This window comes from Propionimicrobium lymphophilum DSM 4903 (assembly GCF_000423485.1).
In the GTDB taxonomy this organism is placed as follows: Bacteria; Actinomycetota; Actinomycetes; order Propionibacteriales; family Propionibacteriaceae; genus Propionimicrobium; species Propionimicrobium lymphophilum.
This window is the reverse complement of the sequence record NZ_KE384026.1, coordinates 77,583-90,212: the sequence shown is the minus strand read 5'-3', so window position 1 is coordinate 90,212 and position 12,630 is coordinate 77,583. Positions and strand designations below refer to the sequence as shown.

Genomic DNA, 12,630 nt, shown 5'->3' with positions numbered 1-12,630 from the left:
GTGTTAGCTCGCGTGGGTCTTAAGATTGACTACCGCTATGAGTAAACTGGGTTGCCAGTGGACAGCTGCGACGACGAGGTAAGGGAGGCTCCATGGAACTACCACACAACTGGAAGAACCTGCCCGTAGCCAAGCTTGACCCATTCGACGTCTCGGTGGCCCCCACCAAGCAACAAGGTGCGAAGTATCTTCAGGCAGTCTGCGTGGCCTACGACAATTGCAGGATCACCGCTCTCGGAAAGAATCGGCACGAAGCCGCTAAGCCTGGCCGCGACGTCCGCAACGGATTCACCGCCACCCCAAGCCACTTCGCTAATATGTTTGCCTTCAGGCACAGGCTCGGCCGTAAGTTCGCTAGGCAGTTTGCCCTCCAGGATTCCCCAATCCTGTTCGCGAAGCAGCGGGCTTTTGACGGGTTCGAGGCCAAGACGCCCACCGATTATTTCGGCGGTTTGGATTGCCCTAACCTGATCGCTACACCAAATAGTTTTGGCCCCCGAAGCGACGAGTTCGCTCGCGGCCCTCTCCGCTTGCCGGACGCCAAGATCGGTCAGCGGCGGAGTCATATCTTGACCAAGCACCCGTCCCTCTACATTTCCAACTGATTGGCCATGACGAACAAGAAAACTCTTCACCAGATCAGACTATCCGCAGGCATCCCAGTCGGCATCGCCCTGGACGCCATCGTCGCGGATCCACCGAACGAATTACACCCGGTTGCGTGGTTCGGCAGCTGGGCGGGATTCCTCGAACGTCACATGTACAAAGACAATTCTTTGGCGGGCGCCTCTTATTGGCTCGCTGCCGTCGCCCCGGTGGCGGCATTCGGCGTTGGCCTGGACCTTTTCGGCAGGAGATTCCCAGCTTTACGCCCGATCGTCACATCCATCGTGACCTGGGCGGTGACCGGGGCGCGCAGCCTGCAATCTGAAGGCGACAAGATGGCCGAGAAGCTCGATTGGGGTGAGCTAGCTGAGGCACGTCAACAGCTAGGAAATCTTTGCGGCAGGGATGCCAGAGGCATGGACGAGCACGAGCTGGCCCGCGCAACAATAGAATCGATGGCTGAGAACGCCTCGGATGCTGTTGTGGCGAGCATATTTTGGGGTGCTGTCCTCGGCAACACCGGCATGCTAGTGCACCGAGCCGCGAACACCCTCGACGCCATGGTCGGCTACCACAACAACCGTTACGAGCACTTCGGCAAAGTCTCAGCGAAGATTGACGATGCGCTCAACTACATCCCGGCGAGGATAACCGGCCTGCTAGGCATACTCTCTGCGCCCAGCGTGGGCGGAAAAATCGAACAAACTGCCCGTGTTGTTTTCAAAGATTCCCGAAACCACCCATCCCCCAATGGCGGCTGGTGCGAATCGGCTTGGGCCGGCGCAATCAACGTGAGACTTGGCGGAAGGAACGTGTATCCCGGTGGAGTCGTCGAGGATCGCGGGACGCTGAACGCGCAAGGGCGCAAACCTGCAGCTCGAGCGGTTAGGAAGGCAGCGAAGCTAGTTGGCGTGGTAACAGCGGCTGCTGCCGGAATTGCCGGTGCTGCCCTATTTATTCGAGGTGGACGTGGCTAAAGGAATTTTGATCGCAGGCACTTCCTCTGATGCAGGTAAATCTGCGGTAGTCACAGGAATATGTAGGGCTCTGAACAATCGAGGAGTTTCTGTTGCACCTTACAAGGCACAGAACATGTCCAACAACTCGATGGTCTGCCCGGACGGAGCCGAGATCGGCAGAGCGCAATACCTGCAGGCTCAGGCCGCTCGAGTCCAGCCGAACGCCCTTTTGAACCCCGTTTTGCTAAAGCCGGGAAGCGACCGTCGTTCGCACATCGTGCTCATGGGCATGGCGGATGGCACGCTAGAATCCGGCGAGTACTCCACCGGCAGGAAGCATCTGGCAGAGGCCGCTTTCGAGGCGTACCGCAAGCTAAGTTCGCAATACGAGGTGATTGTATGCGAGGGTGCCGGCTCCCCAGCAGAGATTAATCTGCGCAGCGGCGACTACGTGAACATGGGGTTAGCCAGGCAGTTCGATCTGCCGGTGGTTTTAGTCGGAGACATCGATCGCGGCGGTGTGCTGGCATCCATCTACGGCACTTGGGGCCTGCTGGGCCCAGAGGACAGGCGACTGCTTAACGGATACATAATTAATAAGTTCCGCGGCGATCAGACTGTTCTAGACCCGGGCCTCAAAGAGATCAGCGAACGAACTGGGTTGAAAAATTACGGGGTGCTGCCCTGGATCGGCGGCGTTTGGACTGACGGCGAAGATTCGCTCGAAGTGGCTCGCTGGCGAGGCCAGACCGGCGACGAGGGCACGCTGAAAGTCGCCGTGGTTCGATTCCCCCGCATCTCCAATTCAACCGATGTCGATGCTTTGGCCGCAGAGCCGGGAGTCTTCGTCCAGGTGACCACGCAAGCATCCGACCTGGTAGACGCCGACCTGGTTGTTCTTCCTGGCAGCCGTTCCACCACCTCCGATCTTGACTGGATGAATTCCAGAGGGATTTCCGATGTAGTCAGAAATCGTCATGTCGAGGGCAGACCGGTGTTAGGCGTTTGTGGCGGATACGAAATGCTCGCACACGAGATTCACGATGAAGTTGAAGGCTCAATCGAGCAGGCGGAGGGGCTTGGGCTGCTGCCTATTGACGTGCGTTTCAGCCCCGAAAAAACAGTTCGGCAGGCCGCCTACAAGTGGCACGACATGTTGGTTTCGGGTTACGAAATCCATCACGGCAAAATAACCAACAATTCTCCCGCAGAGGAGTTCCTCGACGGCTATCGTTCTCAAAACACCTTCGGTACCATGCTTCATGGCAGCCTGGAAAACGATGATTTCCGCAGACGACTGTTGCTTGAAACCGCGCAGATCAGCGGAAGCCGTTGGCGTCCAGACCCCGAAGCCCCAGCCTATTCGCAGCGCAGAGAAGACATGATCAATGCGCTTGCGGATTCGATCGAGCAAAACGTCGACCTGGACGCGATGCTGGAGGCCATGTGAGCAGCACCAGAGAAAAGCGCCACAAACCACGGCTAATCGTGCACACCGGCGACGGCAAGGGAAAGTCCACGGCTGCCTTCGGCATGGGGCTGCGCTCTTGGGCGCAAGGTTGGAACGTCGGAGTCTATCAATTCGTGAAGTCCGGTAAATGGAAAGTTGGTGAGAAACTCGCATACGAGACGCTCGCCAAAGCTCATGAAGATAACGGAGTCGGTGGCTCGATATCTTGGTACACGCTAGGCGAAGGATTCACCTGGCTTCGCAGCAACGACCACACTGACCAGCAAAGCCTTGCCCAGGAAGGCTGGGACTTGGTGAAAAAACATTTAGCGGAGGAAAAGAACCGCCTGTATATCCTCGACGAGTTCAACCACGTTTTGTCTCGAGGTTGGCTAGACATCGACGAGGTAATCGACACGTTGGGCAGGCGGACAGGCAATCAAAACGTTGTCATTACCGGCAGGAAAGCACCTAAAAAGCTCATCGACGTAGCGGATTTGGTGACGTCAATGGACAAGATCAAACACCCCTTTGACAAGGGAGAACGTGGACAGGCAGGAATAGAATGGTGATGCCGAGGATAGTTGTCGCGGCACCGGCTTCAGGCCAGGGCAAGACGACGGTCTCTATCGGTCTAATGGCCGCGCTTCGGCAGGCAGGCCACAAAGTAGCTCCATTTAAGGTCGGGCCCGACTACATCGACCCTGGATACCACACCCTTGCTGCGGGCAGGCAAAGCCGAAACCTGGACCCTCACTTGTGTTCTGAAGAGCTTATCGGCCCGCTTTTCAAGCACGGCTTTGAAGAACCAGAGCCTGCCGACATAGCCGTCATCGAGGGAGTCATGGGGCTTTTCGACGGCAAGCTGGGCACGGTTAGCAGCAACGGTGCATACGGGTCTAGCGCTCACATCGCGAGCCTCTTGCAAGCGCCCGTAGTTATTGTCGTAAATGGTTCGGGAAGCTCAATTTCCGCAGCCGCAGTTGCCCAAGGCATGGCCACCTATAGCCCCAAAATTAATGTGGTGGGAGTCATCGCAAACCGAATCTCCAGCCCTAAGATCGCGGATGAATTGGCAAAGGCTTTGGAGCAGACGGGCTTGCCCTTGCTCGGTGCTATTCCTACTAATCAGCAGGTGTCTGCGCCATCTAGACATCTCGGGTTGATTCCTGCTGCCGAGAGGGACAGCGCTCAAGAGATGGTCGATACCGCAGGACGAATAGTCGCGGAAAACGTCGATCTCGACGAGATAATTCGGCTCGCCTCGCAGGCTCCCGATTTAGATGCCCAGGCGTGGCATCCGACCACCAAGCCTGTTGACGGCAATCCCAAAATCGCTGTTGCCGGTGGCAGCGCGTTCACCTTCAACTACCCGGAAACATTTGAACTACTCGAGGCAGCGGGCTGCGAAATAGCTTGGTTCGACCCGCTTACAGACTCCCAGCTGCCAGAGGACACCGCCGGCCTCTACCTGGGCGGTGGCTTCCCTGAGGTTTACGCGGGCAGGTTAGCCGATAACAGAAGCCTGACGGCTCAGATTGGCAAGGCGGTCCGGGCCGGGCTGCCAACTGTTGCAGAGTGTGCAGGGCTGCTGTACCTGTGCAAAGAAATCGACGGACTGCCGATGAGCGGGGCCCTAGATTTTACTGCGTCTATGACTCCCCGTCTTCGGATGGGCTATCGCGACTTTGAGCCTACGAAAGACTCAGTTATCTACCGGGTCGCAGAGAAAGTCAGATTCCACCAGTTCCACCGAACCAGAATTGATGACGAGCAGGACTGGTACTTCACAGAGACCACACACGCCACTTATCAGCACACTCATTGGGCTGCCTACCCGCAATTCGCCCAGCGTTTCGCTCAAGCCGCGAGCCAGTGGGCGGCAAGCCCTAAATGCGTTTCTTCTTTCGCTGTTAAATTCTCCTCCAATTCCTCCACCCAAGGAGATGGATTCGCCGATCTGAAGCACCACGGAGACGCCGAGCTGGACAAAAGCCTCGTCGATCTTGCTGTTAACGTCAGGGCGTCTAAACCCCCTGAGCTGATCCACCGAGCGCTAGCGCAAGACATCGATAACTGGAGCGCATACCCGAGCGCTAGAGAAGCAAGACGAGCGATAGCCGAACACCACGGCGTGTCCCCCCAGATGGTTCTACCGACCGCCGGAGGCACACAGGCTTTTAATCTAATTGCTCAAGCGCTTCGGCCCAGCAACCCGCTGGTTATCCACCCGCAGTTCACCGAGCCCGAACATGCGCTCAGCCAGGTGTGCAAACAGGTTTACCGTAAGGTTCTGCCCGAACCATTCGAGTTGGACATCGAAATAGACGAAAAGTTTGACTTCGTCGCTGTCGGCAACCCGACGAACCCTACCGGAGTGCTGCACGGGAAAGAGCAGCTTCTCAAGTTGGTCCGCAACCACAGAGTGTTACTTGTCGACGAGGCCTTCATGGACGCAGTGCCCGGGGAGCCGGAGTCGTTAATCGGGCCGCAGATGACTGGCATTTTAGTCGCCCGGTCGTTAACCAAGACGTGGAGCATTGCGGGTGTGCGCGCAGGATACGTCGTCGGTGATCCGAGGCTCATAGCGGCGCTTGAGCACATTCAGCCATCGTGGTCAGTCTCCACCCCGGCGGCCACCCTCATGTGTGCGACGACCACGCCGGATGCTCTCGAATACGTTTCGACTAGCAACGTCGAGCTAGCTCGAAACAGGCAGTGCCTAATTTCGCAGCTTTCCAAAGCAGGTTTCGAGGTCGTCGGAAATCCTTCGACGCCATTTGTACTGGTAGATGCTGCACAGATAGGCGACGATCCCGCGTCGACTCTACGCGAGCACGGATTCGCCGCACGCAGTTGCGTGTCTTTCCCCGGGCTTGGGCCTGGCTGGCTGCGAATTGCCGTTCGAAGCCCAGAAATTTCCGCTAGCCTCGCCGCTGCTCTAAAAGAGCTAAAAGGAGAAACCAGTGACTGAGTTGTTCCACAAGACGATAAAACAAATAGTTCCCGTTGACGAAGACGTTAGGGCCAGGGCGGTTAAATTCCACGCCAACCTGACCAAACCGCCGACATCTCTTGGCTATCTCGAGGTAGTCGGTGAACAGCTTTCGGCAATTTCCGGTCAGTGCCCGCCGCCGCTGCCTTTGCCTGCGCGAACCTGCGTCTTCGCAGGCGACCACGGCATCCAAGCACAGAAGGTTTCTCCCTGGCCCCAGACAGTCACAGAACAGATGGGCACGAACATCGCTCGCGGAGGCGCCGCAATCAACGTGCTATCCAGGCATGCTGGCGCAGACGTAGTGCTTTACAACGTCGGCGGGCTCACGAAGCTGCCCGAGAGCGAAACCTGTATCGACTGCCGAATCGCACCGGGAACAAAAGACATGACCCAGGGCCCAGCGATGAGTGAGAAAGAGGCCTACCAGGCGCTGGAGATCGGCATCAAAGCCGCTAAAGACGCGGTTGACGCCGGCAAAAAATGCCTCATCGCGGGCGAGTTGGGAATCGCAAACACAACACCGGCGGCAGCCCTGATCCGCGTTTTCACCGGGGCTGGAATCGCCGAGGTAACCGGCAGAGGCTCAGGGGCGGACGACGAGATGCTTGAGCGCAAGAAATCCGTAATCGCCACCGCCATTGCCGTTAATGGCGCAACCAAAAAGAAGCCGCTCGAGGCACTTGCGGCAATCGGCGGATTCGAACACGCGGCCATGGCAGGTCTAATGCTCGGCGCTGCTGCCGCCAAAGTGCCGATCATCGTTGACGGCGTGATCGCCTGCTCCGCAGCGCTCGTCGCCGCGGCTATCTGCCCGGAAGTTTTGGGCTACATGATCGCAGGTCACGACGGTGAAGAGCCTGGCATTAGGGCTGCTTTGGATAACCTGGGTCTTCGCGCGCTCCTCAAACTCGATCTAAGCCTCGGTGAAGGATCCGGAGCAGCGGCAGCACTGCCGCTCGTCACTGCTGCCGCGAAGATAATGAACGAAATGGCAATCTTTGGCGAAGAATCTGGCGTTAGCGGAGAGAAGGAAAACTAATGAGGCTGCTCGTCACGGGAGGCAGCAGGTCGGGTAAATCCGCTTACGCGGAAAACCAGTTGATCGACCTGGAAAACGTCGATTACCTGGCCACCTCTTACAACGACCCTGCCGACGCCGAATGGCAGCACCGGATAAAGCTGCATCGAGAGCGAAGGCCACAGACCTGGAAGACCATCGAGACATTAAAAATTGCAAGTGAGATCTCTAAGGATTCTTCTGCGCCTCTGATGATCGACTGCCTAGGCGTTTGGCTAAGCAGGGTCATGGACGAACACGGCTTTTGGGAGAGCCTAGATGCCGGACTAATTCAGCCTTCGGTTGACAAAGTGATCTCCTCTCTCGAGAAGACCTCCAGAGACGTCGTCCTCGTCACAAACGAGGTCGGCTGGTCGCTTGTTCCACCCGATGCAGGTTCCAGGGCCTACCGTGACGAACTCGGCAGGCTCAATGCGAAAGTTGCTGAGGTTTGCGACAAGGTGGTTCTATGCGTAGCAGGACAGCCACTGACCATTAAGGGACAGAAGTGAAGACAACAGTAACGAACCCATTCATAACTGCTCTTGCGATGTTTACCACGCTGCCGGCCCCAGACGTCGGCATAGTGGACAGATCAAGGAGCGCGAGGACGATCGTCTGGCTGCCCTGGGTCGGTATGTTGTTGGGCGCCCTTGGCGCCTTCTCTTGTGGACTAGTAATGATTTTGGGCGGCGGCCCGCTTCTCGGTGCAATCTGCGGCCTTGCCGTCCTGACGGTTTCTACCGGCTTTCTTCACCTGGACGGTTTAGCAGACACCGCTGACGGGCTCGGCTCCCGAAAGCCAGCCGAAGAGGCACTGCGAATCATGAAGCAATCCGACATCGGCCCGATGGGTGTGTGCGCGATTGTTCTAGTTCTGGCTATTGACACGTTCGCGCTCAGCTCCTTCGCCAATACGAACGCTAACGGCGAGCTGTGGGCACACGATTTCTGGCAGCAAATTGCGCTTCTAGTCACGGCTCCGATGGTGGCAAGGATGGCCGTTCTGATCGCGACGCGAGTTGGTGCGGAAACAGCCAGACCAGGCGGATTCGGGGCGCTATTCGCAGCGGTGACCAAACCTGTCACGATAGTCATCAGCCTGATTGCAATGGTGCTAGTAGTTGCCACTGCTAGCGGATTTGTTAGCGGCTTCAGCGCTTACGAAATCGTTCACTGGGTCATAGCCGCACTAATAGCGGTCGCGATCGGCACCTTGTGGCAGAAGCACTTGGTCAAGCGTTTCGGCGGCTCCACCGGAGACACCTTCGGATCGCTAATCGAGATAACCCAGATGTGCTATTTGCTTGCCTGCGTGCTGGGCTGAACCTTGCCCTCGCGGACAGCAGCAGCTAGCTGCCCACAGGCACCGTCGATCTCTCGGCCTCGGGTTTCGCGCATCGTCGTCGGCACTCCCGATCGCTCCAAATGCTCGATGAAGGCCTTTTCGTCAGACTTTCGGCTGGCGGTCCACTTGCTGCCAGGAGTCGGGTTCAGCGGAATAAGGTTCACGTGGAACCACCCCCAGTCTCCCCTGGCGTGTAGTTTCTTCGCCAACATATCTGCGCGCCACGCCTGATCGTTGATATCGCGCATCATCGCGTATTCGATGGAGACCCGCCTGCCCGTCACCTTTGCGAAATTCCACGCAGCATTTAGCGTGGCATCGACGCCGTAACGCTTGTTGATCGGGATCAGTTCATCGCGCAGCTCGTCATCTGGTGCGTGCAGCGAAAGCGCCAGATTGAACTGCATTCCCTCCTCGGCGAGTTGGAGCATTTTGGGCACTAGGCCGACGGTAGAAACGGTTATGCCGCGCGCGCTCATCCCAAAACCGTCCGGTTTCGGTGTGGTCATCGCGTGGATGGCCCCCATGACCGCCTTGTAGTTGGCCATCGGTTCGCCCATCCCCATGAACACGATGTTGCTGACGCGGTTATGGCCGGGAATTAAACCTTCTTCGAGCTGCTGGTTGGCGACCATCAACTGCTGCAAGATTTCAGCGGTCGAAAGATTGCGCTGCAGACCGCCCTGGCCGGTGGCGCAGAACGGGCAGCCCATGCCGCAACCTGCCTCACTGCTGATGCAAAGGGTTACCCTATTTGGGTAAGCCATCAAAACGGATTCAACGATCGACCCGTCAAGACCACGCCAAGCGACCTTTACAGTTTGACCGCCATCGGCGCTTTGGGTGCTAACCGGCTCCATGAGGTTCGGGAAAAACTTATCCGAGACTTTTGCGCGCATCTCCTTGGGCAGATCGGTCCAGGAATCTGGATCACTGTTCAGCCTGCCAAACCAGTTATTGGATATTTGCGCGGCACGAAATTTAGGAAGCCCCAGCTCGACGACGGCGTTCTTACGCTCGTCGATGTCCAGATCCATCCAGTGCAGCGGGGCTTTCTTCATGAATCAATTGTTTCAACTTGCCGCTGGCAAACACAAAATGCATTGCCTCGCGTGGTCAGACTAGGATTAACCATGTGAACACCCAAGACATGACTGCAGTCGTAACGGTCACCGGCATCGACCACGTCGGAATCGTTGCGGCTATCGCCAACGCCCTCGCAAAACTGAACGTGAATATCGTCAACATCTCTCAGACCCTGATGGACGGCTTCTTCACGATGATGCTGGAATGCCACTTCGACCCGGCTGAGATGTCCATCGAGAAGCTGCAGGCCGGCCTAGACGAGGCCGCCAAGGCAGAGAAACTTCTGGTTCGGGCGCAGTCCGAGGCCATCTTCAAAGCGATGCACGAGCTGTAAGCCATGGCGACATTCGAAAACGTTCTTGAAACAGTACGGATGATCGACGAATATCGGCTAGATATTCGAACGGTCACCATGGGCATTTCGCTGCTGGATTGCGCCGCGGCGGACGTAGATTCCGCATGTGATCGCATCTATGACAAGATCACCAGCAGGGCCGAGAAGCTTCTTGAGACCTGCGAGAAAATCGAGGCGGAACTCGGTATCCCGATCATCAACAAACGCATCTCTGTGACGCCCATTGCCATCGTCGCTGCTGCGAGCAGGGCCAACGACCTGACACCGTTTGCTAAGGCCCTCGACCGTGCAGCGAAAGCCTGCGGAGTCAACTTCATCGGCGGCTTCTCTGCGCTAACGGAAAAGGGAGCTACTGGCTCCGATCTAGCGCTGATCAACTCGTTGCCGCAGGCCCTCAACGAAACCGATCTCGTTTGTGGCAGCGTTGCGATTGGCTCTTCGCGCGCGGGCATCAACATGGACACTGTGGGCCGCATGGGGCGCATCATTAAGGACGTGGCCGCCGCCACCGAAAACGGCTTTGGCGCAGCCAAACTCGTGGTGTTCGCAAATGCGGTGTCCGACAACCCGTTTATGGCGGGAGCATTCCACGGCGTCGAAGAGGCCGACTGTGTAATTAGCGTGGGCGTTTCCGGCCCGGGCGTCATCAAGAGCGCAGTGGACGCTGCCCCCGACGCAACTATGGGCGGCCTTGCAGAAACCATCAAGAAGGCATCGTTTAAGGTCACCAGGATGGGCCAGCTGGTTGGCACTTTGGCGGCTGAAAGGCTCGGCGTCGACTTCGGCATCGTCGATCTTTCTCTTGCGCCAACACCTGCTGTAGGCGACTCCGTCGCGGAGATTCTAGAAGAAATCGGCCTGGAACGCGTCGGCGGTCCGGGGACCACCGCAGCCCTTGCACTGCTAAACGACGCGGTCAAGAAGGGCGGAATGATGGCATGCAGCCACGTCGGTGGGCTTTCCGGGTCCTTCATCCCTGTTAGCGAGGACGCCGGAATGATCGACGCCGTCAACGAGGGCGTGCTGACCATCGAGAAGCTGGAAGCAATGACAGCCATTTGCTCCGTAGGCCTTGACATGATCGCCATCCCCGGCGGCACCTCGGCAGCGAGCATTTCGGGCATCATCGCAGACGAGGCAGCGATCGGCATCATGAACAACAAGACCACAGCCGTGCGCGTCATCCCTGTGCCGGGCATGAAGGTTGGCGACGAGGTCGAATTCGGCGGACTACTTGGGCACGCGCCGATCATGAAGGTTAGTTCTGCATCTTGCGAGAAGATGATCGGACGCGGAGGACGAATCCCCGCCCCGATTCACGCATTCAAAAACTAAACCAACAGGTACATCAGCAGCCAGAGCACGGGCGCGGAAGCGAGCAGAGAATCCAACCTGTCCATCGCTCCCCCGTGCCCAGGCAACAGATTGCTCATGTCCTTAAGGCCGGTATTTCGCTTAACCATCGACTCGACCAGATCGCCCAAGGTGGCGGTAAGCCCGAGCACCAGGCCGATTGCTACGCCCACGTACCACTGCGAATCAATCAGCAGCTCGGCCAATACCGCACCGATAGCTGCCGAGCTCAACAACCCACCGAACAAGCCCTCCCAGGTCTTTCCTGGGCTAATCTTGGGCGCCAGCTTCCGCTTACCGAAAAGCGAACCGAACAAGTAAGCTCCGGTGTCGCTGCACGGAACGCAAGCGAATAGAAATACCAGCCTCAACCCACCATCGGGTTGTGCGAGCAACAAGCCAGCAGGGGCACCAAGAATGCCCAAGTAGCCGATCGTGAAAAAAGACGCAGAGGCATCTTTAACGAAATTCTCAGCGCCCCTCCTAAGATGGCCGAAAAGCGCGAAGAGAGATGTGAAAAGCAGGATGGCGAAAACAGCAACCAATCCGTTGCTGCTGTTTTGCCACACGCTAAAGCCGTAACCGGCTGCAACGGAAAGCGGAACACCAATCAAAATCGGGAGCCGCTCTCCATGCATCTCGAGCTTGTCCAAAGCTCGAAGGACTTCCCAGGACCCAGCGAATAAAGCCGTGGCCCAGAAAGACACGAAAATCCAGGGTTGCCAAAGCAAACCGGAAAATATCCAGACCAGCAAACCAGACGCTACGGCAATTGCTGCCGGAAGATTGCGGCCAGCACTTTTCTTGCGCCTGGATTGCGGCGTTTTGGGCGAATTCAAACCTTAGACTTCCATCAGTTCGGCCTCTTTGGCCTTCAGCAATTCGTCAACCTGGTTGGTGAACTTCTTGGTCTCGTCCTCGATCTGCTTCTCACCACGACGAGCGTCGTCCTCGCCGATGTCGCCGTCCTTCTCGGCCTTCTTTATTACGTCCATAGCAGAGCGACGATGGTTGCGGATAACTACCTTGGCATCTTCTGCCTTGTCGCGGACGATCTTGATGTATTCCTTGCGGCGATCTTCGGTTAGCTCGGGGAACACGACGCGAACGGCATTACCGTCCACAGCCGGGTTAACGCCTAAGTCGGAGTTGCGCACTGCCTTCTCGATCTCGTTGATGCAACCGCGATCGAACGGGGTGATCATCATGACGCGTGGCTCTGGAGACTTGAAAGTGGCCAATTGCTGTAGCGGAGTCGGAGTTCCATAGTATTCAGCGGTCAACTGATTGAACATCGCCGGAGTCGCGCGACCAGTGCGTACCTTGGAGAAATCAGTCTTAGCGAACTCAATTGCAGACGCCATCTTCTTTCGGACGTCTTTGATAGTTTCATCAATCATTTTCTAAACCTCTTACTT

Annotated in this window: 13 protein-coding genes; 9 read left to right on the top strand and 4 right to left on the bottom strand. The window is 57.1% G+C overall.

All coding sequences use genetic code 11. The annotated features are described in order from the left end of the window. Positions 1-98 precede the first annotated feature (98 nt). Positions 99-581 (bottom strand): histidine phosphatase family protein, encoded by a 483-nt coding sequence (locus tag G556_RS0107940; protein WP_233418208.1) that lies wholly within the window; start codon positions 579-581, stop codon positions 99-101. A 30-nt stretch (positions 582-611) separates the two neighbouring features. Here G556_RS0107940 and cbiB point away from each other — a divergent pair, with 30 nt between their 5' ends. The 7 genes from cbiB to G556_RS0107905 are packed head-to-tail and all read left to right on the top strand — an operon-like array spanning position 612 to position 8,397. Further along, positions 612-1,583: an adenosylcobinamide-phosphate synthase CbiB gene (cbiB, locus tag G556_RS0107935; protein ID WP_051176832.1), complete on the top strand. Its 972-nt coding sequence runs from the start codon at positions 612-614 to the stop codon at positions 1,581-1,583. Further along, positions 1,576-3,015 (top strand): cobyric acid synthase, encoded by a 1,440-nt coding sequence (locus G556_RS0107930; RefSeq protein WP_036916288.1) that lies wholly within the window; start codon positions 1,576-1,578, stop codon positions 3,013-3,015. Before cbiB ends, G556_RS0107930 begins: the two co-directional genes overlap by 8 nt. Beyond that, positions 3,012-3,587: a cob(I)yrinic acid a,c-diamide adenosyltransferase gene (cobO, locus tag G556_RS0107925; protein ID WP_024110592.1), complete on the top strand. Its 576-nt coding sequence runs from the start codon at positions 3,012-3,014 to the stop codon at positions 3,585-3,587. Before G556_RS0107930 ends, cobO begins: the two co-directional genes overlap by 4 nt. Beyond that, positions 3,581-5,989 carry a bifunctional hydrogenobyrinic acid a,c-diamide synthase/histidinol phosphate aminotransferase CobBC gene (locus tag G556_RS0107920; RefSeq protein ID WP_028822385.1) on the top strand — a complete coding sequence of 803 codons (2,409 nt, stop codon included), beginning with the start codon at positions 3,581-3,583 and terminating at the stop codon, positions 5,987-5,989. Before cobO ends, G556_RS0107920 begins: the two co-directional genes overlap by 7 nt. After that, positions 5,982-7,052, top strand: coding sequence for a nicotinate-nucleotide--dimethylbenzimidazole phosphoribosyltransferase (gene cobT, locus G556_RS0107915; protein ID WP_028822384.1), 1,071 nt, complete (start codon positions 5,982-5,984; stop codon positions 7,050-7,052). Before G556_RS0107920 ends, cobT begins: the two co-directional genes overlap by 8 nt. Then, complete coding sequence (gene cobU, locus G556_RS0107910) at positions 7,052-7,582, top strand: bifunctional adenosylcobinamide kinase/adenosylcobinamide-phosphate guanylyltransferase (RefSeq protein ID WP_028822383.1); 531 nt, start codon at positions 7,052-7,054, stop codon at positions 7,580-7,582. Before cobT ends, cobU begins: the two co-directional genes overlap by 1 nt. Beyond that, the gene (locus G556_RS0107905) at positions 7,579-8,397 is read left to right on the top strand and encodes an adenosylcobinamide-GDP ribazoletransferase (protein WP_028822382.1); all 819 of its coding nucleotides are present in this window, start codon (positions 7,579-7,581) and stop codon (positions 8,395-8,397) included. The genes cobU and G556_RS0107905 overlap by 4 nt, the downstream gene beginning before the upstream one ends. Here the strand turns inward: G556_RS0107905 and rlmN are convergent. Further along, positions 8,370-9,479, bottom strand: a complete 1,110-nt coding sequence (gene rlmN / locus G556_RS0107900; RefSeq protein ID WP_028822381.1) for a dual-specificity RNA methyltransferase RlmN — start codon at positions 9,477-9,479, stop codon at positions 8,370-8,372. The genes G556_RS0107905 and rlmN overlap by 28 nt on opposite strands. A 74-nt stretch (positions 9,480-9,553) precedes the next feature. Here rlmN and G556_RS0107895 point away from each other — a divergent pair, with 74 nt between their 5' ends. Both G556_RS0107895 and G556_RS0107890 read left to right on the top strand, forming a co-directional pair. Continuing rightward, positions 9,554-9,838, top strand: a complete 285-nt coding sequence (locus G556_RS0107895; protein ID WP_016455797.1) for an ACT domain-containing protein — start codon at positions 9,554-9,556, stop codon at positions 9,836-9,838. Between the two features lie 3 nt (positions 9,839-9,841). Continuing rightward, complete coding sequence (locus G556_RS0107890) at positions 9,842-11,194, top strand: PFL family protein (protein ID WP_028822379.1); 1,353 nt, start codon at positions 9,842-9,844, stop codon at positions 11,192-11,194. Here the strand turns inward: G556_RS0107890 and G556_RS0107885 are convergent. Beyond that, entirely contained in the window at positions 11,191-11,943 is a 753-nt protein-coding gene (locus tag G556_RS0107885) for a phosphatidate cytidylyltransferase (protein ID WP_231376311.1), read from the bottom strand. The two genes, G556_RS0107890 and G556_RS0107885, sit on opposite strands and share 4 nt — an antisense overlap. 111 nt (positions 11,944-12,054) lie before the next feature. Then, positions 12,055-12,609 (bottom strand): ribosome recycling factor, encoded by a 555-nt coding sequence (frr, locus tag G556_RS0107880; protein ID WP_255325100.1) that lies wholly within the window; start codon positions 12,607-12,609, stop codon positions 12,055-12,057. Positions 12,610-12,630: the final 21 nt, after the last annotated feature.